Annotated in this window: 22 protein-coding genes and 5 pseudogenes; 10 read left to right on the forward strand and 17 right to left on the reverse strand. The window is 51.3% G+C overall.

Annotation, left to right across the window (positions count from 1 at the left end; translation table 11 throughout):
- Positions 1-64: 64 nt before the first annotated feature.
- Positions 65-316, reverse strand: a pseudogene (locus H2P46_RS19755) (DUF3147 family protein); the annotation flags it as partial.
- A gap of 1,050 nt (positions 317-1,366) precedes the next feature.
- On the opposite strand from H2P46_RS19755, the gene H2P46_RS19760 reads away from it, so the two are divergent.
- The 3 genes from H2P46_RS19760 to H2P46_RS19770 all read left to right on the forward strand — a co-directional run bounded on the left by H2P46_RS19760 (position 1,367) and on the right by H2P46_RS19770 (position 3,938).
- The gene (locus tag H2P46_RS19760) at positions 1,367-2,575 is read left to right on the forward strand and encodes an AAA family ATPase (protein WP_193406552.1); all 1,209 of its coding nucleotides are present in this window, start codon (positions 1,367-1,369) and stop codon (positions 2,573-2,575) included.
- Positions 2,572-3,558 carry a ParB/RepB/Spo0J family partition protein gene (locus H2P46_RS19765; protein ID WP_193406553.1) on the forward strand — a complete coding sequence of 329 codons (987 nt, stop codon included), beginning with the start codon at positions 2,572-2,574 and terminating at the stop codon, positions 3,556-3,558. The genes H2P46_RS19760 and H2P46_RS19765 overlap by 4 nt, the downstream gene beginning before the upstream one ends.
- A 155-nt stretch (positions 3,559-3,713) precedes the next feature.
- The gene (locus H2P46_RS19770; RefSeq protein WP_193406554.1) at positions 3,714-3,938 is read left to right on the forward strand and encodes a hypothetical protein; all 225 of its coding nucleotides are present in this window, start codon (positions 3,714-3,716) and stop codon (positions 3,936-3,938) included.
- Between the two features lie 226 nt (positions 3,939-4,164).
- Here H2P46_RS19770 and H2P46_RS19775 read toward each other — a convergent pair whose 3' ends face one another.
- A complete protein-coding gene (locus H2P46_RS19775) occupies positions 4,165-4,860 on the reverse strand; it encodes an IS6 family transposase (protein WP_193405569.1) in 696 nt (231 codons plus the stop codon).
- Positions 4,861-4,932: 72 nt separating this feature from the next.
- Here H2P46_RS19775 and H2P46_RS19780 point away from each other — a divergent pair.
- Both H2P46_RS19780 and H2P46_RS19785 read left to right on the forward strand, forming a co-directional pair.
- Positions 4,933-5,331, forward strand: a pseudogene (locus tag H2P46_RS19780) (NAD(P)-dependent oxidoreductase); the annotation flags it as partial.
- Positions 5,332-5,407: 76 nt separating this feature from the next.
- Entirely contained in the window at positions 5,408-6,715 is a 1,308-nt protein-coding gene (locus tag H2P46_RS19785; RefSeq protein WP_193406556.1) for an MFS transporter, read from the forward strand.
- A gap of 243 nt (positions 6,716-6,958) precedes the next feature.
- On the opposite strand, the gene map is transcribed toward H2P46_RS19785, so the two are convergent.
- The 3 genes from map to H2P46_RS19800 form a co-directional block, all read right to left on the reverse strand.
- On the reverse strand, positions 6,959-7,744 hold the full coding sequence (gene map / locus H2P46_RS19790; protein ID WP_193406557.1) for a type I methionyl aminopeptidase: 786 nt from the start codon (positions 7,742-7,744) through the stop codon (positions 6,959-6,961).
- Positions 7,744-7,986 (reverse strand): ParD-like family protein, encoded by a 243-nt coding sequence (locus H2P46_RS19795; RefSeq protein ID WP_193406558.1) that lies wholly within the window; start codon positions 7,984-7,986, stop codon positions 7,744-7,746. Before H2P46_RS19795 ends, map begins: the two co-directional genes overlap by 1 nt.
- Positions 7,987-8,419: 433 nt before the next feature.
- Positions 8,420-10,594 carry a TonB-dependent siderophore receptor gene (locus tag H2P46_RS19800; protein ID WP_193406607.1) on the reverse strand — a complete coding sequence of 725 codons (2,175 nt, stop codon included), beginning with the start codon at positions 10,592-10,594 and terminating at the stop codon, positions 8,420-8,422.
- Positions 10,595-10,994: 400 nt separating this feature from the next.
- Here H2P46_RS19800 and H2P46_RS23100 point away from each other — a divergent pair.
- A pseudogene (locus tag H2P46_RS23100) lies at positions 10,995-11,132 on the forward strand (integrase); the annotation flags it as partial.
- A gap of 94 nt (positions 11,133-11,226) precedes the next feature.
- Here the strand turns inward: H2P46_RS23100 and istB are convergent.
- Both istB and istA read right to left on the reverse strand, forming a co-directional pair.
- Positions 11,227-12,015: an IS21-like element helper ATPase IstB gene (gene istB, locus H2P46_RS19805; RefSeq protein WP_193404138.1), complete on the reverse strand. Its 789-nt coding sequence runs from the start codon at positions 12,013-12,015 to the stop codon at positions 11,227-11,229.
- Positions 12,012-13,040 carry an IS21 family transposase gene (gene istA / locus H2P46_RS19810; protein WP_193403243.1) on the reverse strand — a complete coding sequence of 343 codons (1,029 nt, stop codon included), beginning with the start codon at positions 13,038-13,040 and terminating at the stop codon, positions 12,012-12,014. Before istA ends, istB begins: the two co-directional genes overlap by 4 nt.
- Before the next feature lie 57 nt (positions 13,041-13,097).
- On the opposite strand from istA, the gene H2P46_RS19815 reads away from it, so the two are divergent.
- Positions 13,098-13,271: a hypothetical protein gene (locus tag H2P46_RS19815; RefSeq protein WP_193406559.1), complete on the forward strand. Its 174-nt coding sequence runs from the start codon at positions 13,098-13,100 to the stop codon at positions 13,269-13,271.
- A gap of 697 nt (positions 13,272-13,968) precedes the next feature.
- Here the strand turns inward: H2P46_RS19815 and H2P46_RS19820 are convergent.
- The 9 genes and pseudogenes from H2P46_RS19820 to H2P46_RS19860 all read right to left on the reverse strand — a co-directional run bounded on the left by H2P46_RS19820 (position 13,969) and on the right by H2P46_RS19860 (position 22,341).
- Positions 13,969-15,182 (reverse strand): annotated as a pseudogene (locus tag H2P46_RS19820) (IS3 family transposase).
- A 273-nt stretch (positions 15,183-15,455) separates the two neighbouring features.
- Positions 15,456-16,148: an amino acid ABC transporter permease gene (locus tag H2P46_RS19825; RefSeq protein WP_193406560.1), complete on the reverse strand. Its 693-nt coding sequence runs from the start codon at positions 16,146-16,148 to the stop codon at positions 15,456-15,458.
- Positions 16,149-16,164: 16 nt separating this feature from the next.
- A complete protein-coding gene (locus H2P46_RS19830; protein WP_202987536.1) occupies positions 16,165-16,851 on the reverse strand; it encodes an amino acid ABC transporter permease in 687 nt (228 codons plus the stop codon).
- Between the two features lie 77 nt (positions 16,852-16,928).
- Positions 16,929-17,744 (reverse strand): transporter substrate-binding domain-containing protein, encoded by an 816-nt coding sequence (locus H2P46_RS19835; RefSeq protein WP_193406562.1) that lies wholly within the window; start codon positions 17,742-17,744, stop codon positions 16,929-16,931.
- A 21-nt stretch (positions 17,745-17,765) separates the two neighbouring features.
- Positions 17,766-18,503, reverse strand: a complete 738-nt coding sequence (locus H2P46_RS19840) for an amino acid ABC transporter ATP-binding protein (protein WP_193406563.1) — start codon at positions 18,501-18,503, stop codon at positions 17,766-17,768.
- A gap of 9 nt (positions 18,504-18,512) precedes the next feature.
- A complete protein-coding gene (locus H2P46_RS19845; protein ID WP_193406564.1) occupies positions 18,513-19,079 on the reverse strand; it encodes a peroxidase-related enzyme in 567 nt (188 codons plus the stop codon).
- Complete coding sequence (locus H2P46_RS19850) at positions 19,076-19,558, reverse strand: CMD domain-containing protein (RefSeq protein ID WP_193406565.1); 483 nt, start codon at positions 19,556-19,558, stop codon at positions 19,076-19,078. Before H2P46_RS19850 ends, H2P46_RS19845 begins: the two co-directional genes overlap by 4 nt.
- Entirely contained in the window at positions 19,555-21,009 is a 1,455-nt protein-coding gene (locus H2P46_RS19855) for an NAD(P)-binding domain-containing protein (RefSeq protein WP_193406566.1), read from the reverse strand. Before H2P46_RS19855 ends, H2P46_RS19850 begins: the two co-directional genes overlap by 4 nt.
- A gap of 372 nt (positions 21,010-21,381) precedes the next feature.
- Complete coding sequence (locus H2P46_RS19860) at positions 21,382-22,341, reverse strand: LysR family transcriptional regulator (RefSeq protein ID WP_193406567.1); 960 nt, start codon at positions 22,339-22,341, stop codon at positions 21,382-21,384.
- Between the two features lie 894 nt (positions 22,342-23,235).
- Here H2P46_RS19860 and H2P46_RS23540 point away from each other — a divergent pair.
- Positions 23,236-23,502: a transposase gene (locus H2P46_RS23540; protein ID WP_476738972.1), complete on the forward strand. Its 267-nt coding sequence runs from the start codon at positions 23,236-23,238 to the stop codon at positions 23,500-23,502.
- Between the two features lie 116 nt (positions 23,503-23,618).
- A complete protein-coding gene (locus tag H2P46_RS23545; RefSeq protein ID WP_476738973.1) occupies positions 23,619-24,059 on the forward strand; it encodes a DDE-type integrase/transposase/recombinase in 441 nt (146 codons plus the stop codon).
- A 55-nt stretch (positions 24,060-24,114) separates the two neighbouring features.
- On the opposite strand, the pseudogene H2P46_RS23550 reads toward H2P46_RS23545, so the two are convergent.
- Positions 24,115-24,162 (reverse strand): annotated as a pseudogene (locus H2P46_RS23550) (hypothetical protein); the annotation flags it as partial.
- Here H2P46_RS23550 and H2P46_RS23555 point away from each other — a divergent pair.
- A complete protein-coding gene (locus H2P46_RS23555; protein ID WP_476738969.1) occupies positions 24,150-24,323 on the forward strand; it encodes an integrase core domain-containing protein in 174 nt (57 codons plus the stop codon). The pseudogene H2P46_RS23550 and the gene H2P46_RS23555 overlap by 13 nt on opposite strands.
- Positions 24,324-24,451 lie beyond the last annotated feature (128 nt).

The following is a 24,451-nucleotide window of genomic DNA, read 5'->3' on the forward strand; positions in this document are numbered from 1 at the left end:
CAACAACGCTCGAATGATTCAAAGGGGGTGGGTCAGTTTTACTTTGGCAGGGTGGGTCAGAATTCGATCGGTATTGACAACATGGAAACAGGATAAACATCGGCAGCGTTGGCACAACGTACCAGAATGTGTACCAGGCATGAGCTGAAATTTTCTCCTGCGCCTGCCCTTCCAGTTTCATTCAGATAAGCACCAAAACGGTTACCAGCGGCAGTGCGGCCACCAGGCCACCTACACGATCGCTGCGTTTCGCCACCTCTGAGATAAACACGACCATAAAAGCAGTTATCGCATATTTTGATATAAGCCAGAGTATTGTTGTTCCCATTAATAATTATTGCAAGCACGGCAAACTATGCAGGACTTCGTGTAGTCAAAACTGTTGCTGATAGAGGCATTGTACCTGTGCTCTGGCCAGGAATGTATCGACACTTGGCCGGCAGATTATGATGATGTACGTCACATATTTACAGCGCTAAGCGCACGACAGTCGATATTTCACTGATGTCGACCATAGGCGTGACAGAGTGGCTCCGCCCTTCATCTATCCGCAAAAATCTTAGCGTTGTATTTGAGCGTACGGTATCGGGTTAAACTGCGAAGCCAGTATTGTATTGGTGGAAACGCTCTAACCAGGCAACGAACAGTCTGCAGCCCTGGTTTTGGCAGTCATATTACGGGCTACACGTCATTAAGGCAGACTATGATTTACTCTACTTAGCGTACCAGTGCAAGATCGTGGCAGGAAAGACCCTATGCTCGCCCTCTCAGCGTATTCATCAGAACGCTGCCGTTTGTAGAAGATAAGTGGCGCTATGGTAATGCGGCCAGCAAAAATTTTCCCTACCAACCCGCGATACCCGCGACATCATTATTGCGGCGCTGAAAGCGCTTATTTGCATCTGGACTGATATCCCATTTAATAACGTTTCAGTGATAGTGCAAATGGAAATATTCAGGTGATTATCGATAATCGCATCTCTGACAGTTTTACTGGGAATTTCAATCTGAAATAAATCATAAAATTACTTATAAATCATCTGCTTATATATGAAAAAAGAGTGGGATAAAATATGCCTTTCCCTCTCCCGTCAGTAATGGTTACTTCATGATCGGAGCAGGAAAGGACAGGGGATTTTTAATTAAGCGCCTGAATTATTCCTGCCGCTATTTCGGTTGTAATTCACTCGTACCTTGAGCTTTCTGTCACTCTATCTGTAAGACCACTGTGTTCTTAACATCTGCACAATCCGAAATGGCATAATCAAAAAATAATGTCACGTACAACTTTTTTTTGAATGACAAAAAATATTGCACAAGTTACTCAGGCGCGTACACTGGCAAAAAATGCTAACGGAGCGGTGTGATGAAGAGTAACTACGGTGGGGTAGACGAAACGGCGCGCAGGGCAAACGCGATGCTACGCAGCATGAGTGATGACATTACCGGGAAACGCCACGAGTTTGGACTCAATCAGTATTATCAGACATTCACCCGTAACTCGGTAGCCAATCTACCCAGACTCAGTCGTCGTGCCGTTGAGCAGGCTATAGATGAGATGGAAACGAAAGGGCATGTGTTTGGGAAAAAGGATGCGGGCAACGCAAAGCATTATGCGCTGACCGTACAGGACGTGGTGGATATTTACGCGCACCGTAAAGTTCCTAAGTATCGTGACATTCACGAAGGCGAAGGTCCTTTTGTTATTTTCGTCGTGAACCTTAAAGGGGGGGTCTCAAAAACCGTCAGTACGGTTACGCTCGCGCACGGTCTGCGGGTTCATCCTGATCTGTTGCAATACGACTTACGCAACCTTGTTATCGATCTTGACCCCCAGGCATCCAGCACCATGTTTCTGAACCATGCCAATAGTATTGGTTCGATTATGGAAACTGCCGCTCAGGCCATGCTCAATGACCTTGACGCCGAACAACTTCACTCGGATATTATCCAGCCGACCATCATACCCGGCGTCGATATCATTCCGGCTTCCATCGATGACGGCTTCGTTGCCAGCCAGTGGAATGACCTGGTTCGGGAACATTTGCCGGGCGTGCTGCCATCAGAAGTGCTTCGACGTAACATTATCGACAGGGTCGGCAAGGATTACGATTTCATTTTTATCGACACAGGCCCACACCTTGATGCCTTTATGCTAAATGCCATTGCCGCAAGCGATTTACTTCTGACACCTACGCCTCCTGCCCAGGTAGATTTCCACTCGACATTGAAATACCTGACGCGCCTGCCGGAGATGCTGGAGCAACTGGAAGAAGAGGGCATTAATCCCCGCATCAAAGGCAATATCGGGTTTATGTCAAAAATGACATCGAAGCGTGACCATGAGATGACGCATGGGTTAGCCCGCGATGTCTTTACGTCTTACATCTTAGATGCCGCCTTACCACGACTTGATGGTTTTGAACGTTGTGGTGAGACATTTGACACTATCGTCAGCGCCGACCCGCAGTCTTATCCGGGCAGTACAGAGGCGCTGAAGAATGCAAAACGTGAAGCAGAGCGGTTCACACAGGCCGTATTTAAAAGAATTGAGTTTGTGAGAGGCATCAAATGACCAAAATAATGAAGAAAATGGGGCGCACGCTCGGCAATTCAAACTTCTCAAAAATGCTGAGCGAAACGGAAAGCGTGCGGGTTTTTGTACTAAAATCAGGTGCAGAAGCGCGCTTCGTCCTTACACGCGTGCTGCATGATGACATTGAAGAGCAAACGTACATAGATGCAGCAGTCAATGGGCGTGACCAGGCTTTCCTTACGCCAGAGTCAGTCAGTGATATTTCCCGTACGATTAAGCTGCAACAGTTCTTTCCGGCAATAGGACGCGAAGTTAATGGACGGGTTGAAGTGTTGGATGGCTCTCGCCGTCGTGCCGCCTGCATTTACAACGATACGCCTTTTGAAGTGCTGGTCACTAAAGATGAACTCACCCTGGCAGATGCCCGCCAGCTGGCGATTGATATACAGACGGCAAAAGAGCATACGCTACGCGAACTCGGTAAACGTCTGAAATTAATGTACCCGGAAAATTTGAATCAGTCAGAGATCGCTGCTGCCGAGGGGATTTCTGCTGCAAAGGTCACGCGCGCCTTTCAGGCTGCATCAGTTCCTGATGAAATAATGGGTGTATTCCCCTCAGTAAGCGATCTTTCCATAGCCGATTATCAGACACTTCTTGATATTGCTGAAAAAGCCAGGGCCAGAAAAATAAGCATGGACGTTCTGGCATCAAACGTACGTGAAAGAATCGAGGGTGACCCGGCATTTGAAACAGATGATCCAGGCCTTAAAAACAAAATCATTGGTTATTTCCGCACAGAAAACGCGGGCCCCAAAAACAATAAAACACAGAAAAAAGTCATTACTGAAAAAATAGCTGACTTCGCTAACAACAAACAGTTCGCCCGCAAGAAAACAGATACGGAAAAGCGCCAGGTTTCCTATGAGTTTTCACGCCTGCCCCCGGTGTATCAGGCTGAACTGGATGCAGCTATCAAAGCAGTAATCGAACGCATGCTGGCTGATACACAAAACGGGTAAGTCTCCTGCTGAATCAAAAAGGGCTTTTCTTTACAAAAACAAAAGCCCTTTTTCGTATCAAAAGTCTGACGCCTTCTCGACATTCCCCAAACAATTTCTTTCTTAACTCGTTGTTTTAAAAAATATAACTTTAAAAATTTCAATTTGAAATTCCCATGGGGATTGCTCGGCTGGACATTACTGCCCACAGTATCGGCTTACTTAACAGTGATATGCGGGTATTGGGCGAAAGTGATGGTTTGCCACGTCTGCCCGACACGCAGATTTATTTATGGATTCGTCCCAGTCAGGAACAGTCGTTAGTCAGGCAAGCATTTGCTTTGCTGGTCAGAGCAAGCATGACAGAGCCGATCGTTAACAACCGTTGCGACAACGTATAAATGGAGGTGCAGTGTTGGCGCTGTGGGATATACGTAGCAGTCAGGCTTACCGCAACGGCCATATTGCCAGGAATGGGTTAACCGGCAAAAACTCCGTGCCCGTTCAGGTGAAAGGACTACGAAGCAGGTGGTTATTATTAGTGAGGATGCTCTACAGGTGGCATGGACAGCAACGGTTCTGTCGCATTAACAGAGCAGAGTCAGCAAACGTTGTGCTGCCGATATTTTAGGCAGCCAACAAATAAAATTGTTCCGCTGGTGACAATCTGTCGCCGGCGGGATGCTGAAGTTGTCCTTTGCGTATCATCTGTAACAACTCGATGCCTGCTAACAACGTCTGCGCCCGGCGGAACGACTTGAATCCCAGCATCGGCCGTATTCGTCGTTTGATATTCCGGTGATCCTGCTCAACCAGGTTGTTCAGGTACTTGCTCTGCCTGATGGTCATCCTTTCTTCTTCTGGTTTGTTGGCGTTAAGTGTGGTCAGGGCGGCCGTGTTGGCGCCACTTTTATCGATAGTCACTACCTCGGGTTCGCCATGATGACGAATGGCCTTGCGAAAGAAACGCAACGCAGCGGCAGCGTCGCGTCTGGCGGTCAGCAGGAAGTCGACGGTTTGACCTGCAGTATCTACCGCGCGGTACAGATATTTCCACTGGCCTTTGATTTTGATGTAGGTTTCGTCCATGCGCCACCGCCGACCCACGGTGCGCTTATGCCGACGAAACGCCTTATCCAGCAACGGCACCAGACGGATAACCCAGCGGTGAAGCGTCGAATGGTCAACAATAATGCCGCGCTCGACCATCATTTCTTCGAGATTGCGCAGGCTAAGGGCATAAGCCAGATACCAGCGAACGCATTGAGCAATAACATCGAGGGGATAGTGCAGGCGTTTGAAGGCTTTTCGTATCAGAGGCATGAGCAGGCAACATCATTAAAAAAAAACAGCATGTTACCCGACGCCGCCTTAATGCGACAGAACCAACCGGACCTGCCTTATGTGCGCCGAGATGATCTCATTTCCCTGGCACAAGACAGTGATTTCCTGGTTATTGCTGCTTCGGGGGGTGATGATACTCGCCGACTGATTGACGCCGCTGTTTTATCGGCGATGCCGCAACATGCATGGCTGATTAATATTGCACGTGGATCTTTAGTTGACGAACAAGCGTTAATCGCTGCGTTACAAAGTAACGCAATTGCCGGTGCTGCAATGGATGTTTATGAGGCTGAGCCGCACGTTCCCGCTGAATTAATCGCCCTTGAGAATGTGGTGTTACAACCCCATGTCGGCAGCGCAACGCATGAAACCCGACAAAAAATGCGTGACGTAGTCTTTGCGAATGTCGACGCCTTTTTTAAGCAGCAAACCTTACCTAACGCAATTTAACCTTCCCTTATCAGCCTAAACGATGTGCTTCTGGCCATCGTTAAGGCCACGTATTGCATAAAATAGAGGGCGTAACATGAACAATAAGATACCCGGAACGCGCTGGATGCGTGTAATAGCCCCGATTTTGATAACCTGTATTATCTCGTTTATGGATCGCGTTAATATCAGTTTTGCCTTACCTGGCGGGATGGAGCAGGATCTCGCTATTACCAGCCAGATGGCGGGTATTGCTAGTGGCATCTTCTTTATTGGGTATCTTTTTTTACAGGTGCCAGGTGGTCGCATTGCGGTTAATGGTAGCGGTAAACGCTTCATTGCCTGGTCATTAATCGCGTGGATGGTGGTGTCGATCGCCACTGGCTTTGTTACTCATCACTATCAGCTGCTGGCGCTACGTTTTGTGCTGGGGATTTCCGAAGGCGGAATGCTGCCAGTGGTGTTAACGATGGTCAGCAACTGGTTCCCGGAAAAAGAACTCGGTCGTGCCAACGCGTTTGTTATGATGTTTGCACCGCTTGGTGGGATGTTAACCGCACCGATCTCCGGCATGATCATTAATATGGCTGACTGGCGCTGGCTATTTATCATTGAAGGTTTACTGTCCGCAGCGGTGTTACTGGTATGGTGGTTAGTGATCAGCGATCGACCTGAAGATGCCCGTTGGCTGCCCCAGCGTGAGCGTGAATATCTGGTTCTAGAGCTAAGCCGTGAACGCAATGCTCGTCTGTCTAATCAGCCAGTTAGCAAAGCGCCTCTCAAAGATGTGTTTCGTAATAAAGGCTTGATGAAATTAGTCGCACTGAATTTCTTCTATCAGACCGGTGATTACGGCTACACCTTGTGGTTACCCAGCATTTTAAAAAACCTGACCGGTGCAAATATGGCAAATGTGGGGTTACTGGCGATATTACCGTTTATCGCCACCATGATCGGCATTTATCTTATCTCGCTATTTAGCGATCGCACTGGTAAACGTCGTCTGTGGGTGATGATTTCATTATTTTGTTTTGCTGCCGCACTATTGGCATCGGTAATATTGCGCGATCATATGGTGGCAGCTTATATCGCGTTAGTGATATGTGGATTTTTCCTTAAGGCGGCAACCAGCCCATTTTGGTCAATTCCTGGCCGTATTGCATCGCCGGAAGTAGCCGGTAGTGCACGTGGCGTTATCAACGGATTAGGCAATCTGGGTGGATTTTGTGGCCCTTACCTGGTGGGGATAATGATCTATCTTTATGGACAAAACGTGGCGGTCTGCGCTTTAGCCGCCTCGTTAGTCATTGCCGGACTGATCAGTATTTCTCTGCCGGCCTCTTGTGACTTGCATGAATCATCTCAGCGTGAAAAGCAGGGTCGGCATCAACCGCATCAGGTCTGATTGAGATAGCAGAAATTGCCGGTATTACGCGTTTTTATTCGTACTAAGCGAGGGTCTTTTAGGTTTGAGGTAAAAGGCCCCGGCTTTCGCCTGGGCCTTTGGCCGCCATGTACACGCCGCGTATCTGACGCTGCCGAACAGCGGTCATTTAAAAATGACAATGATACTGTTGGTCACGATGCGGGGGGATAGGGCTGCTGGCAGGAAGAAGATTCCTGCGTGTTTCGGCGATGTATTGCCGGATTAGATCGCCGGGTAATCACCTGTACCGTCCGGCCATGGCGTTAACAAATCGAAACCGTTTTCTGTTACTGCCACGGTATGTTCCCACTGTGCGGAAAGTGAGCGATCTTTTGTCACTACCGTCCAGCCATCTGAAAGCAAACTGGTTCCGGCTTTACCGGCATTGATCATCGGTTCGATGGTGAAAATCATACCCGCTTTAAGCGGCATCCCTTCTCCAGGCGAGCCATAATGCAGAATTTGTGGATCGTCGTGATAGATTTCGCCAACACCGTGACCACAATATTCACGGACTACGGAAAAACCTGCATTTTCAGCCACGCGCTGAATAGCTGCGCCTATATCGCCTAACGTGGCGCCAGGACGCACGGTTTTAATGCCTGCAATCATGGATTGATAAGTGATTTCAACCAGACGTTTTGCGCGTACAGAAGGTTGCCCAACAAAATACATCCGGCTGGTATCGCCATACCAACCGTCCTTAATGACTGCGACGTCGATGTTAACAATATCGCCCTCCTTCAGTTTTTTCGCTGCCGGTATGCCATGGCAAACGACGTGATTAACTGAAATACAGCTTGTCCGGGTATAACCGTGATAACCAATATTGGCAGGTGTAACGTTTAGTTCATTAACGATGAAATCGTGACAGATGTCGTCAAGCTCTTCCGTTGTGACGCCGGGCCGAACGTGCGGAGCGATCATTGCCAACACCTGAGCTGCGGCATGTCCGGCGGCTCGCGCCAGTTCGATTTCCTGCATGGTATGAATTCTTACCGAGCTCATTATTCATTTCCTTGTGAAATAGAATTGTCGTGAACAATCAGGTTACGAATATCTGACCCGCCGTTCAGCTCAACACGAATAAGCTTTTGCGCCAGCTCATGCTGGTTAAGCTGCGGATATAACTCAGCCAACATGCCCAGCTTTAACCAATGTTCAGCCTGAGAATTAATGGAGCGGCTCATTGCCTGACTGGCGATGCGCAGATTTTCATGCATCAGATCGGAAATTTTTACGATACCCATATCAATCCTATATAAAACGCATATGTTTTATATATTGTCACAGGGGCAGAAAAAGTTCAAAAGCAACAGCAACAGGCGACAAGCCACTTAAATAACCGTCCTAACCATTAAGGTAAACATAGTAAGGTGGGGAAGTCTGAGACGTTATCTGGAAAAACCGGGTATAACTACGTGGTTAATTTATTTCGGTAATAAAAGAACGATGGATTCAGTCATGTACTGATTTTCGTAGGCAAAAAATCGTTCGGAAAAATTTTAATTTTCAGTAGGATAACGTCAGGCGAACAAAAAATTCCTGAATTACCCGGCACGTTGAAATCAGAACCAAAGCGGATGTTGTTAATCTCTGAATAATTTAATGGAAGTAAACCCTCAATCGCGTGATGACACGCAAACGGTTTAATCGATCAATAGACTTTTTTAGTCATGTCTGTCAGAACGTCATAGTCAGACCGGCATAATATGCCCGACCCGGTTCGTTATAGGTTGAAGCGCCTTCAGCTTCACGATAAACACGTTTGTCTAACAGATTACTGATACCGGCGTTAGCCCGCAGATTTTTGGTGATGTCGTAATTGAAGTTCAGGCCAAGCACAGAATAGGCACCCACTTCTTTTGTCGATAATGAATTTGCTTCAGTACGTGATTCGGCGTGTTCACGTGGCTTCTGACGACCATACATTGTCCAGTTCAGGTTACTGGAAAAGTTCTGCGTAACCTGCCAGTCCAGCATAGTATTGATGGTATACTCAGGAATGATGGAAAGCGGATTGCCGGTATCTTTATCTTTCGACTGAAGCATGTAAGTTGCGTTGGTGCGCCATTCCAGCACGTCACGGATAACCGGAATGGTCATATTACCTTCGAGACCTTCAACTACCGCTTTGCCGCCGTTGCTCCATTGCAGAATATTATTACCATTCGAGGCGTAACCTAGCACTTCGGTGCCCGCAACAATTTTATTTTTATAATCATTGCGGAACCAGGTAATACCGGCGACGTAGCCGTCATTAGCAAATTCAATGCCTAATTCCTTATTAACACTGACTTCCGGGTCGAGATCTTTATTTCCCAACAGGTAGCAACTACCGGAGACAATGCCGACTGGACATCCGTTGCCACGCGTTGAAAGTAGATAACCTTCAGTAGACTGATAAAGGTTAGGGGCCTTGAATGCACGAGCGATACCGGCTTTCACGGTGAAATAATCGCCTAATCCTTGCGAGATATTCAGGCTTGGGCTCCAGTTAGCACCAAAGCTGTCGTGATAATCGAAACGCAATCCGGGAATAATTTCCGTGCTGTCGGTGGCGGCAATATTGTCTTCAAAATAAAGTGAGCTGATGGTGGCAGAGTTGGTGCTGCTACGCGAAGAGCCGTCACCGCTAACATCGCCGATAACCACGCCGGAGGCATTCGTTGCCTGCATGGATGCCGGATCGTTTAGTTCATCACGGTTCCACTCAGCACCAAGCGTAACGGTTTGATCACGCAGAAATTCTATTGGGAAATTTACCTCACCGCCTGCACGATAACTTTCAAAACGGCTGGTGGAGTAAGTGTTGCTGTTGATGCGACCCTCTCCGCTACCTGATGTACCTTCCTGCAAGCGCGTGTTGTTTGTTTTTTCATAATTGAAGGTCAGTTTCGACTGGCCCCAGTCCCAGATTCCGTTATGCGCCAGGCCATAACTCTGGCGATAAAGACGGTTGGTTTCATCGCCTTCAAGTGATTCAATCAGTGCATTTCCTGCGCCATTACTGTATTGGGTATCACCAGCGTAAATATTGCCCTGACGGCTATAGCCATAAGTAAAATCAATGATTTGTAATGGATTGATTTTCCATGAAATCACACTATTTATATCTTTATTACGTACGCCTTCACGACCCGCAGCCGCAGACCCATTTTCTGCCGTGTTGATGTTGAAAGCATCAGCATCGGTTTTATTAACGTTGCCGTATAAACGCATAGTTAACGCTTCGCCCGCTAACGGACCACTCAGATTAAAGTTAGCGCGTTTAGTTGCACCTTCCTTGTCATCCTCTGGCTGGTTCGTATAAAGCGATAACGATCCATGCCAGTCATTCGTCGGACGTTTAGTAATAATATTCACTACGCCGCCTGCCGCACCAGAACCGTAGCGTGCCGCAGCAGGACCGCGAATAACTTCGATACGTTCAACCATCTCCGGTGGAACCCAGTTGCTGTCGCCGCGCGAATCGCGCTCACCACGCCAGCTATAACGCACCGAATTGCGTGAGGTCGCAGGTACGCCATCAATCAGAATTAGAGTGTTTTCCGGACCCATGCCACGAATATCGATCTGGCGATTATTACCGCGGCTACCGTTGGCCGTATTGCCGGTGAGATTGACGCCAGGCATTTTACGAATGATGTCTGAGAGGTCATTAACAGGAGGACTTTTCTCAATATCCTGCGCCGTAATCGTTGAAACACCCGGCTGCTGTTTTAGTTCCTGTTCAGCGGTGACTAACATGGTTTCATCATCAGCCAGTTTTTCAGTTTCTTCTTCATTAGCACCGTAAGCAGAAGTACTTAACAGTCCAGCCAGCAAAAGCGCGACGGGATGCTTTTGGACACGTATGGTTACATTCACTTGAGAAAACTCCCTGTTTAATTAACTTTTGTAAGCAAATGCATATGATAATGATAATGCTTATCATTGTATATACGGTTGGGAAACTTTTACCTGCGTCAACCGTGAGTCGATTAATGAGTAAAAAACCTGCATAATGTGATGATTTTGTTTGGGTAAACTGTGTAAGTGAATAGAGTAAAATGGGTGCGAACCGGTTATTGTGACGGCAGACCCGCTCATGCTGGAGCCTACATTTGATGTTGGCGAAATGTGTTTCCTGAATCGTTAAATTTTCTGTAACTGGCTACTTAAAATACAGCGTTAACTTCACTGCGCGTGATGCGCCACAGTCCTGTCTAACGGCATATTTAAACAAGTATCGCGTTAAATGAATTGCAGACTACACGGTTTAGGGGCGGAATTGTTTTCGGCACGTGATGTATGACGCACCGCACGTTCCAGATTATTAGCGTTAAATATAGACAGCAATGTCGCCAGGAAAATTATGAGTTATGCACTGGAAGGTAGCGATCGCGTATATAATTATTAGTGCAGATGCGTGAAGCACCGGAATGTTGTCAATACCGATCGAATTCTGACCCACCCTGCCAAAGTAAAACTGACCCACCCCCTTTGAATCATTCGAGCGTTGTTGCTTTCGTTTTCTTCTGGAGTTGACCGCTTTTCAGCTTATCTTTCAGTCGATAGCTTTGGCCGCTGATTTGGGCGATATGCGCATGGTTAAGCAGCCGATCCAGCATCGCTGCCGTCAGTGTCTCGTCATCACCAAACGTTCCGGACCACTGCGTAAACGGCAGGTTGCTGGTCAGGATCACGCTGCCTGACTCATACCGTTTAGCGACTACCTGGAAGAACAGGTTCGCCTCCATTTTACCGAACGGCAGATATCCCACTTCGTCGATGATCAACAGCTTAGGTTTACCTACGACGCGGTTCAGGTAGCCCTTCAGGTCACCCTGACGATGTGACGCCATCAGTTGCAGCATCATGTCGGCGGCGGTAATGAACCGAATGCTTAAACCCGCCATCGCGGCCTTATAGCCAATGGCGGTCGCCAGGTGCGTTTTGCCGACGCCAGAAGGCCCGAGCAGGACAACGTTCTCCTGACGTTCGATAAATGTCAGACCCGCCAACTCCTGGATCTGACTTCGTGGAACGCCACTGGCATAGGCGTAATCGAACTGCTCCAGTGTTTTTATCACCGGCAGGCCTGATAACCGCAAAATGGTCTGGCGACGCCGTTCGTTCTGGCCATCATGCTGGAGCTGCAAAACGGCTTCCAGGAAGTCGGCATGCGTGCCGCTGTTGTCGATGGTCGCCTGTGCCACACCCGGCCACTCTGCCGGCAGGCGGTCGAGCTTGAGTTGCTCGCAGAGCGCGGCAATACGATCATGTTGAAGGTTCATGCTGGCACCTCGAGCAAGGCCTGGTACGTTGCCAGAGGATGTTGCAGGCTCTCGGTCGGCACCGGACGCTGGCTGAGCGCTGGGACAGGTGCAGGCAATGCCAACGTGACCTTCGGTAACGGCAATAGCGCAGCACGCTCGCGCGGCATGCGCTGCTCAGGCGGTACGCCTGTGGTGCCATGCACTCGTGTGTTCGCGACGGTGACCAGCCACTCGCCGATGCGTGTGTTGGCAGCAGGTACATCCAGTACCAGCCCGGCCTGCCGGAAGGTCGCGGTAAGAGGCACGATAAAGCTGTTCTTGAGGTAATGGTTAAACCGCTCAACCTTACCCTTGGTCTTGGCGCGATAGGGTCGGCAGACCTTGGGAGTAAAGGCATACTTCTCGGCGACGTGCATCAACTGCGGGTTCCAGCGATGCTTACCGGGGCCGTAGACATCGCGCTCAATGATGATGGCCTTGGCGTTGTCGAACAGCAGCTGATGCGGCGTCCCGCCGAAGAACCTGAGCGCAGACTCAATGCCGTCACACCAGGCAGCGGAGTCCTGGTTGCTGTAAAACTTGACGAAAGTCGCGCGGCTCCAGCCCAGCGTGGCGACAAAGGCCAGCAATGGGTTATGACCGAGTCTGATGATGGTGAAATCAACTTGCATCTGAAAGCCAGGCTCGGTCTCGAAGCGTGTTACCTCTTCAGTGACGGGCTGCTTAATGGGGTGCAGGAAAGCGGTCAGCATGCTGTAACCACCCTCGTAACCACGCTGACGGATCTCGCGCAGCAGCACACTGGCGGGTATCCAGAGGGGCCTGGCAGCGGCCACGCGCTCAAGGATATAGGTCTTGAACGGGTCAAGCTTGCAGGGTCTGGGTGCGCGAGGCTTGTAGCGCATATCCGCTACGGGCAGCGGGCTACGAATATATCTGCGAACGGTCTCACGAGAGCATGAAAGCTGGCGCGCGATGGCGCGTATCGACATGCCCTGACGGTGTAAAACACTAATCTCCACTCTGGTCTCCAATGTCATCATTGGCAGTGCCTTAAAACTGCCATTTTTACCCTAGGTGGGTCAGATTTACATCGGCAGGTGGGCCAGTTTTACATCGGTAGCGACACCATGTCTTTACCAGCGCGCTGGTTTCTGGCTCACGCTGGTAATATCTTGCGCGATAACAGTGGTGCTGTTTGCGCTATGGGCGTTTCTACTGAAGCGGTATGGCATTATCCTAATGTAAGAAAACCAATACTGTGCCTGTCTTAACTTTTGATCGCGCTACGTCAATGCTGGCAGGTATCAACCAGCCATACCCTAAAGCTGAAAAAAGCGCGAAATATCAAAAATAAACCACTTGACCTAAAAACCCCCGACCTACCCCCGATTGATAAATGCACCGAAATGTTAATGATGCCCGCTTTTGACACTTCTCTGACGATGAGTAAAGATCCAGAACGGTTATAAGCGAATAGCCGACCCTGGCGATTCAATGAACTTTCCAGGCGTGGAGGCTTCGAACAGGCCTCGCCTTGAGGACAGATACTGTTTAACGGACCAGGGATATTCCAAATTTAAAAATTTTAATTATCGGAAATAAGGAGCGCATCTGCTAACGCGCCCCTTATTTCATTACTGCTGGTTAAACCGGTTTTTTCAGGGTTCGGTCACAGTCCTTACGTGTAAAACGGTGCCGTTCATATAATAAATACCCTTAAAAGATACCGGGAGAAGTTTGCGGAGAAGCTTTTTGGGCTGAGCGGACTCAGGCACCTACGCCCTTCATGCCTTCAGGGGAATAACGTTCTCCGGCAATGGGAAGGGCGGACAGGGCTGTTCGCAACTTCTTCAGCTCAGCTCAGCTCAGCTCAGCTCAGCACAACACAACACAACACAACACAACACAACACAACACAACACAACACAACACAACACAACTGAGCTGAACATCCAGTGCATGTAGTGGTCAAGTAATATTGGCCACGGTTTTACAGTAAAAACGATATCTGTTCTCTGATTCTTCCGGCGTCAGCCCTCCGTTGTAATGGTGAGGCCTGACGCTGTTGTAGTAATTCAGGATATAACCGCTGATTTGTCGCCGGGCTTCGTCCTTGCCTGCGTAACCATTCACCGGCACCCATTCTGTTTTCAGACTGCGGAAGAAGCGTTCCATGGGACTGTTATCCCAGCAGTTTCCCCGCCGACTGACGCTTTGTTTTATTCTGTAACGCCAGAGAAGCTGTTGATATTTCAGACCGGCATACTGGTTTCCCTGATCGCTATGGAACATGACATCATGCGGTTGACCACGCGTCTCATATGCCATCCGCAGAGCGTTGCTTATCAGTGCGGTATCGGCATTCGCTGACAGACTCCAGCCGATAACCCTGCGGGCAAAAAGATCCATAACAACCGCCAGACAGCATCAGCGATTTCCTGCCCGGATATATGTAATATCTCCGCACCATACCCGGTCTGGCTCTGGTACAGCGAACTGACGCTCAAGCAAATTTGGCAGGCATGTATGTTCCTGACGGAAATTTTTGTATTGATGTTTGCCGGGCTGACAACTGCTCAGGTTCAGGTATTTCATCAGACGCCCGGCACGGTAACGGCTCATCGGGACGCCGTTGTGGGTCAGCATGTCAGCCAGAGTGCGCGCGCCCGCAGAGCCCCGACTCTGATTCCACGCCCGGCGTATTTCGCTGCACAGCCTGACTCGCGCCGGATTAACCGTATCGCGTCGTTTTCGCCAGTATCGGTAACTGCTGCGGTGTATTTCCAGAGCAGAACACAGGCTGACAACCGTGTGGCTGTCACTCAGTCTGGCAACTATCGTGAACCGTTCAGTGAGTCGGACATCAGGAGCGCGGTAGCCTTTTTTAATATCGTATTCTGTTCCTCCAGGCGGCGAACCTGCTTTTCCAGCTCGCGGATACGTTGCTGGTCTGGAGTAACAGGTGTGGCAGAGGGCGTAATCCCCTGGCGCTCTCGCCTGAGCTGGCGCACCCAGCTCTCAAGCGTGGTAGAACCGACATTCATCGCTTCACTGGCTTGTCGATATGAGTAGCCCTTATCAACAATCAGCTGTGCACATTCCAGCCTGAACCCGGGGGTGAAAGTACGCTTAGTTTTCTTGTTCATTAAGTCACCTGTTTTGTGTTGAGGTGAGAATATCACCTTTAATCAGGTGGCCAAATTTACTGTGCCACTACATTCATAAAACTGGAAGGCCTGGAATTTACAGTCAGGATGCGCCGGTGGACTCATGAGCTTTGACTGGGATACAGCCGCAGGGAATGCAGGACAGGCTAATTTAACCTGGTAACATCAGGATCGGTTCAGCAGAAGACTGAAGCGTACAGGGCGGCCAACAATCGCACGAAATAACATTTAGCACAAACAAAAACGGCAGCCAAACCGGGCTGCCGTTTCATCTCATCACTCACAAACTCAGGTACGTACACGCAAAAACGCTTCAATTTTATCGGCGATTTTGGTCACCACATAGGCAATCACCATATAAAACACCACCGCGATCAGGAACGCTTCCAGGTAATAGAAATTCAGCGCCGCGGTCAGCTGTGCCTGGGCGAAGATATCCACCACCTCGATGGCAAAAGCCAGCGACAACGCTTTCATGATCACCATAAAGGCGTTCGCCAGATCCGGGATCGCCGCCACGATTATCTGCGGGAACATCACGCGGCGGAATAGCTGACCGCCGCTGTAACCGAGCGACAGTGCCGCGTCCGACTGGCCGCTATCGAATGAATTCAGCGCGCCTTTCCACACCTCTGCCTGAAAAGCCGCTACGCAGGCGCTGAGCGCCACGATGATAATCGCCCAGTTCGGCAGCGAGCGCGCATTGACTTCAACGCCAAACAGCGTGGCAACGAAGTGCAGGGCGGGTGGCAAACCGTAATAGGCCAGGAAGATTACCACCACCATCGGCACGCCTTTGAAGGCAATCTTGTAGGCAATAACCAGCTGGCGCAAAACCGGAATGCGGCGATGCTCGATAAAGGCAAACAGACCGCCGAGCAGCGTCGAGCAGATAAATATCGTCACCGCCATCAGCAACGTCACCGGCACTGCATCGAGCATGCTCCAGAAGTCCGGCAGCAAAACCTCACTATTAAACATGGTTTTTCTCCCTCACTCAGACGCTGGCGGTCAATTTCACGCGCGCCGCTTTCGCGCTGTACTTCGCGTGTCGCTGTTCAAAGAAACGCACAATCAGCCACGCCACCAGGCACAGCAGCGAATAAATAACCGCCAGCACCAGATAAGTACCGAACTGATACTGGTTGTAATCGCGTTCCATAATCAGGTGCGCCGTTGCCATCACATCCGCTGCGCCGATATACATCACCAGCGCCACGTTATGAACCAAATAGATAATGGCGTTGCCGTAGCCTGGCAGCGCAAAGTGCACCGCCTGCGGGCCAACGATGCGCAGCATTTTTTGGCGGAAGCTGTAGCCCATGCTGTCGGCGGCATCGTGCTGGCCGCGTTCGACGGCGAGAAACGCCGGGCGCATGACTTCAGACAAATAGCCGCCGTGATACAGGCTCAGGCCAATCATCGCCGCCACGTTGGCGGTGAAAAAATCGCTCATGCCGAGGTTATCGGTAATCAGCGGCAGGCCGTAAAAGGCGACAAACAGCTGCAGCACCACCGGTACGCTGCGCGCATAGGAAACGTAGAGATCGGCCAGCTGGCTGATCACGGGAATGCGACGCACGCGGAACACGGTAGCGATCAGCGCCAGCACAAAGCCCACCAGCATGGCGACCAGCATTATGCCGAGCGTCAGCGGCAGCGCTGACAACAGCTCAGGAATCATTGCGGAAAGATTCACGGTGAAACACTCCTGCTAATAAGGACAGCATGCGCCGTGCATAACACGGCGCAGTGAATCTGTTACTTCATGTACTTCGTGACGTCTTCGCCGAACCACTTCTGCGCCAGCTTATCCAGCGTGCCGTCGGCTTTCAGCTGTTGCAGTGCGTTGTTGACGTCATTGTTCAGCGCCTGGTTTTCAGCCGAACGGTGAATCAGCACATAGGTGTTGTTGATCGCCACTGGCTCGCTGGTTTTGATCGCCAGCTTCTGGTTGTCGATAACGGTCTGCTCGCCCAGGTTAGATGGCAGGATCAGCGCGTCATATTTGCCGTTCTGTACTTCCTTCAGGCGATCTGGATAAGGCACACCGGCGCTGGAGGCTTTGATGGTAATTTTTTCGTTCGGGTTATCCTGCTGCCACTGAGTCACGAATTTATACACGCCACCGCCTGCGGTAACAGGCACAATATTTTTGCCAACCAGATCTTTCATGCCGTTGATATTGCTATCGCTGCGACTGTAGATCTTCATCAGGCTGGCACCCATCGGCGCATCCGGAATCAGGAACTGTTTGCTGCGTGCAGGCGCTTTGTAATAGCCGCCGGTTGCCATATCGTATTTACCGGTGGCCAGGCCGGTTTCCTGGGCGATATCCGCCGCGCCTTCCATGACAAATTTGTACTGCGGCAGTTTAGCGTTGATGGCTTTCAGTACGTCCGGCTCGTAGCCCTGCGGCTCGTGACCGATTGCGCCCCACGATAGCGGTTTGGATTCTGCTGCGGTAGCGATTTTGATGGTGCGCACCGCGTCAGCGAAGCTGCTGCCGCTCACCAGCGCGAGGGCAATGATGCCTGGCGCAGCCAGACGACGTAACGTAGTTTTGATTGCAGGCATGTCATTGATTCCTTTTAATTATTAGAGGACGTGTTCTGTATTGAGGAACTGGGCAAGGCGCGGCAGGGTAGGATTATCGAAAATTTCCGTCGGGCTGCCCTGCGCGGCCACCACGCCCTGATCCATAAATACGATGCGGTTCGACACGCTTTTGGCGAACTGCATCTCATGCGTCACCAGCAGCGAGGTAATGCCGGAGGACGTCACATCTTTAATCACCTTCAGCACCTCGCCCACCAGCTCGGGATCGAGCGATGAGGTAGGTTCATCAAACAGCATCACATCTGGACGTATCGCCAGCGCGCGGGCAATGCCGGTACGCTGCAGCTGACCACCAGAGAGCTGTGACGGATAGTGATCAAGTTTGGCACCGAGCCCCACGCGCTCCAGCTCCTGCACGGCGATATCGCGCGCCTGCTGTTTGCTTTTGCGCTGAACCACCATCAGCGGGTCCATCACGTTTTCCAGCACTGTCATGTTTTTGAATACATTGAACTGCTGAAATACCATGGCGGTGCGCAGACGGATCGCCTGGAGCGCCGCTTTATCCGGTGACTGATAATCCATACGTATCTGCTCGAGTTGAATTGTGCCCGCCGACGGCTTTGCCAGGTAGTTGATACAGCGCAGCAGCGTGGTTTTTCCGGTGCCGCTTGGGCCGATGATCGACACCACGTCGCCGCGTTTAACCGACAGATTGACGCCTTTCAGGATCGGATTGTTGCCGTATGACAGAGTAACATTGTTGAGTTCTAACATGGCGTAACCTTACTTATTCAGGTCAGCATGGCCGAGCACATGCATCAGACGGTTGGCCCAGCCAAAGATAGCGATAGCGTGGATCAGATCGACAATCTCCTGATCGTCCATGCCAGCCGCGCGCAGTGCTGCCACATCTTCCGATGTTGCTTCTGATGGCGTCACCGACAGGCGGCGCGCAAAATGGTAGATCGCCGCATCGCGTGCGCCCAGCACATCGGCGCGTTCAAAATAAATCGCACTTACCACCGCGTCGTTCTCTGCCAGCTGTACGTGGCGGCGCGCATGCACCACCGCACAATATTTGCAGCCGTTGACGATCGACGCCCCCAGCGCGCCCAGCTCACGATCGGCTCGATTCAGTCCGCCTTCGACATACATAATGGCGTTGAACAGCGCGGTGCGCGCCACATAGCTTTCTGGATCGTGCACCAGCGTGCGCACGTACTCGGAGATTTTCTTATTAGAAGGCGTAACCTTCATGGCTTCCAGCTGAGCTGGCGTTGCAGCTTCCACTTCAACCGGCTCGATATACGGATGCCAGTGCAATGGCTTGAGACTGACTGACGGAATCATGCGGACCTCAGTAAACGTAAGCCAGCCGCCACGCGCGTCTGGAAGTTAACAAACGCAATCAACTCCGACAACGCAACGATTTGCGGATGGGTGAGTCCGGCCTGTTCCAGCAGGCGGATATGATGCTCTGTGGCCTGCATCGGCTGCTGAGTAATTAAATCGGTGTGGCGTGCGATGGTCGCCAGCGGTTCGCCTGCAGGCACTGCGCCTTCTGCCAGTGCCTGCAGCTCCGCAGACGGCTGATGCTGCGCCAGCTGCGCCTGATAATCGCGCTGCAGCCCGGCATCATCATTAAGCTTTGCCATACGCAGTGCCAGCGCCAGACGCAACCCGGTTGCTAAACTCTGGTCTTCCGCTGGCGTCAGTACCGACTGACGGCACTGCTCGGCACCGTCCACAAACTCCGGACGCAGGCGGCGCGTCTGGTACAGTGCATCCTGGGGTGTCAGCCCTGCGGCTTGATCAATGGCGTCGCTCACAACGCGTTCTCCTGTTTCAGTAAAGGGGTAGCGTCCACCCATTCATCGCCCTGTAGTTCAAGAGTGGCAAAAGCTTGCAGGCTGGCGTAGTGCTGCTCAACGTCTTCGCTAAACAGCGATGCGGTGATGCCGCGCACCAGGCGATCGGCCCCGGCACTGACCGCCGGAATATCGCCGGATACCTTGCCGTGTGTCAGCATCGCGGCATCGTTAAAGCAGTAAATGTGCGCCAGTATCGGACATGCGCCCGGCGTGCGTTCGCGGAATTCAAATGCCGGGCCGAGATCCGGTGCTTCCAGCATGCTCTGACGCGCCGGTCCCATAATCGGCTGATAGCGACCATCGGCCCAGCTGCGAATATGTGGCGCAATGGCCGCAAATTCCGGACGGCCGTTAAAATCGTTGGTGAAGCCGGTGGCGGCAATCAGATAGTCGTAGTGCAGCGCGCCCTGGGTAGTTTCGATTAGCAAACCGTTTTCCTGCTGCTGCACGGCTTTGATGCCGCAGTCGAGGAAGAAACGCGCATTAGCGTGACGAGATACGCGCAGCGTTGAAGCGCGCGGCGGCGGCGTTTGCGTAGTCGCAGTGTAATCGACAAATTTCCATTTCCACGCGTCCGGCAGCTGATGCATGCCGTGTATCACGCCCTGACTGCCGATGCCGGTCATTTTGTTAATGCGCGGCATCTCTTTGCGGCGAATCAGCAGGTCAACCGCCGCAGCGCCGTATTCCAGTGCGGTGGCGGCGTTATCCATTGATGACGCGCCTGCGCCAATCACCGCCACGCGTTTGCCGCGCAGCGCGTCGAAATCGATGTTATCGGCAGAGTGCGCCCAGAAGCGGCGATCAACCTTGCTCAGGAAATCCGGTACGGCAAAACCGCCCAGCCCGGAGCGCCCGGTCGCTAGCACCAGCCGCCGGGAATAGACGCGGCCGGTTTCTGCGCCGCTCAGGTCGAGGGCGATCAGCTCACCCACCTGCGCAATACCCGTGACGCGTACATTGTTATGCACCGGCAGGTTCAGCACCTTGCGATACCAAATCAGATAATCCATCCACTGATCTTTAGGGATCTTATCCAGCGCCTGCCACGCGGCTTTGCCCCATTGCGCGGTAAACCACGCGCGGAAGGTCAGCTGCGCCAGACCGAGCGCCGGACCATGCAGATTTTTCGGTGAACGCAGGGTTTCCATGCGCGCAAAGGTCACCCACGGGCCTTCCCGCCCGGCGGGCGCGGCATCATACGCCACTACGTTGCTGATGCCGGTGAGTTGCAGCCTGGCCAGTGCCGCCAGACCACACATGCCTGCGCCAAGGACCACGACGTCGCGCACCGACTCGCCATTATAAGTGTGCGCAGGCACCCAGGATTTGGCGGGCAGTTCGAGGTATTCCAGATCCTGCTGCAGCTGGGCTTCCAGCGCGGCAAGGCCGTCGGCAGCTTGTGTCATATCAGTATCCCTGGTGTCAGCGGCAGCCAGAGGGCTGTCGAAATGACTAATGCGTAGAGTATTAACTCTGCTTCTTACTATTCTTAAAATGCATATTCACAGGTTAATAATCATTATTACGCATAGTAAGAGTTAAGGCTTTGCATCTTCCTCCTGGCCTGAAAAGGAGTCAATAATCGCGCTCAGCTTTTAATCAATGGATTTCTTATATGTTATGCATAAATTGATATAAGCGTTGATATAGCAGGATTTTTTGCATGCCGGGTGGGCATTAATGCGCACCCTACAATAATGTACAGATGTAGTCGGGTCACCTTTGATGGCGACCAGGTGGATAGTCACGATGTGATATTCAACGATTTGCAGCGTCACTCAAACCTGATTAATCAGTCGCATAACGCGTGGATGCTCGCTGGCAGCCAGACATTCAAAGTCCGGCAGCAGCTCGGCGGCGGCGTTCGACAGCGCTTCCGTCAGCGCCTGCACGGCAGTGGAGATTTGTCGCCCCTGCGGCGTAATCACGCCAAAGTAATAGGGGATCTCTTCTTCCAGAGAGCGAATCGCGACGCCCGTCAGCGGCATACCCCAGGCCGTAACCGGCTCGAGGATCGCCACGCCCAGTCCGGCGCGCACGCAGCCGAGGATATTGGCCGAAGAGTTGGTTTCAATGGTTTCCAGCAGCGGTGCCTTGACCTTTTTCAGTGCTTTTTCATAGCGTCCACGCAGCCGCTGCGGGCTCCACGGCGCAATCAAACGGCGTCCGGCCAGCTGGCTGAGCGACAGCTGCGCCTGTGCCACCAGTTCGTCGTTCTCAGGCAGCGCCACAACACAGCGCGACTGGCCAATCCAGTGCAACTCTACGGCATGATGCTCCAGCGGCAGGCTGCACAGGCCAAGATCGGCTTCGGCGGTAATCACGGCATGCGCAGTCTGCTCCGCGGATTCACTGATGATTTGCACTTTGTTCTGCAGATCGAGCGCGGCCAGCGCCTGCGGCAGTAAACCGGCGGCCAGCGCGGGCGTCGCGGCGATAATGAGCGGACGGTGCTGCTGGTGCGCTATCTCCTGCGCGCGCAGGCGAATCTGCTGCAATGACAGCAAGGCTTTTTGTACGTATTGATGCAGTTGCAGCGCCTGTTCAGAAGGATGGATGCGCGGGCCATTACGGATAAATAGCGGATAACCGAGCGACTGTTCCAGTTCCTGGATCTGACGTGACACTACCGGCTGCGATCGGTTGAGCGTTTTGGCCGCTGCCGTCACGCTGCCCGTCGCAATTACCGCCGAGAAGGCTTCCAACTGGCGCAAATCAAGGTCGTTTAATAAGGTCATCGCGTGGTGCTTCCCTGAGTTCTAATCGGTCCCGACATTGACACGGGAAAAAGCCATCATAGAGAGAGTCGCGTGAATTCGCTACTGCGCGGTGTACGACTGCGGAAGGGCGGGGCTGCCCCTATATCCGCGATTCTGGTGCTCGCGGTAATGCAGGGAGCGTGATAGCTTTGGGTATACGAACGACAGTGATTTTCTGAAGTAGTCTGCAAGGCATCTAATCCAGAGGAATGATCTATGACGTTATCTACTCAATATCTGATCACGCCCGGACTCGGGATCATTCAGTTATCTATTGAGCTGTTTTGAACAGTAATTTTTTCACCTGATGTTGTCAAGACTCGAAATTTGACCCGTATTTTATTCCGCCTGTTAAATACCGATGGTCTAATGGTCGTGCGGAAGCCAAATTACTTGCATGATCAGGTACAAACATCGTTTTCACCGATCTCGACGAGACCAACGACATATCAGCGGCTGAAGCATTCTGAGACCAGGTGATTTTCGTCCACCATGATGTTTCCTCGGCGTCAGATTGGGAGCGAGTTATCGCGACCACTATCCCAGTGATCGGGTACATCAGTCCTGGTTACGGAAAGTCGTATCGTTGGCGAGAGAGGCTGACAACCGACGCCGATACTGTGTCGGAAAACAGAATATTATTCTATCGAAAGCTGTTCCGAAAAGATTTCGGTCTCATAATCCGACTGAGAGAGAGTATCTGGCTTCGAAAAGTACAAACCAGGGATAATTTTAACCGGGCAATACCGGCTCATTATGCATAAAGAGAAAAAATGACTATGAAATATGTCAGTGAAATGAAAGGTAATCCTCCCGAAAATCCGGTGTGTTGATAGGTAGAATTTTCTCGTAATCTGAACCGGGGAGATACCTATGAAAAAATCACGTTTTACTGACAGCCAGATCATGTCCATCCTGAAACAAGCCGAGGCCGGAACGCCAGTGGCTGAACTGTGCCGCGAACACGGCATGAGCAGTGCCAGCTTCTACAAATGGCGCTCGCGCTATGGCGGGACGGATGCCTCCATGATGGCCCGCCTGAAAGAGCCGGAAGACGAAAACCGCCGCCTCAAAAAAATGTATGCCGAAGAACGCTTTAAAGCGGAAATCATTCAGGAGGCCATGGCAAAAAAGTGGTGAAGCCATCGCACCGAAAGCAGATGGCACAGGACGCGGTCAGAAGCCGAAGCGTCAGTATACGTTTTGCCTGCCCGTTGTTTGTTGTCAGCGAAAGTTGCTGTCGCTATCAGCCTCAGATGAATGAAGAAAATACCGTCATTGCCGACTGGCTGCTTCGCATCACTGACAGCCAGCGCAACTGGGGATTTGGCCTGTGCTTTTTGTACCTGCGTAACGTAAAAGGCTTCCGGTTCAACCACAAAAGGGAGTACCGAATTTACTGCGAGTTGTCGCTGAATATGCGAATAAGGCCGAAAAAACGACTGAAGCGGGATAAGCCCGAACCGCTGGCGGTGCCTGAAAACAGCAATGAATGCTGGTCAATGGGCTTCATGCATGATCAGCTGTCGGATGGTCGTTCTGTCCGTTTACTGAATGTTATCGATGATTTTAATCGTGAGGCACTGGCCATTGAGGTGGATTTTTCCCTGCCGGCAAGTCGGGTAGTCAGGACGCTGGCTCAACTCATTGAATGGAAGGGAAAACCAGCAGCCATTCGGTGTGATAACGGGCCATAATACACAGGTAAGCTACTGATGTCATGGGCGGAACGGCAGAATATAGTGCTTCACTTTATTCAGCCCGGAAAACCTCAGCAGAACGCTTATATTGAGCGATATAACCGGACGGTGCGTTATGACTGGCTGGGGCAGTATCTGTTTTCCTCACTGGATGAATTGCAGGACTATGCCACGCGGTGGCAATGGTTTTATAATCACGAGCGTCCGAATATGGCGTTAAATGGCTACACGCCGATGCAGCATATTCAGCGCATAGCCTGATTCTACTTATTGCCTCCGTTAAAAATGGGGAGATTACCGAAGAGGTTATGAAATTAGGCAGCAAAAAACCGGCAAATAGCCGGTTTGTTTAAAACATCGAGTGAAAGCAGAAGAAAAAATAATTTCCG

It is taken from the genome of Mixta mediterraneensis, assembly GCF_014946725.1.
GTDB classification, from domain to species: domain Bacteria; phylum Pseudomonadota; class Gammaproteobacteria; order Enterobacterales; family Enterobacteriaceae; genus Pantoea; species Pantoea mediterraneensis.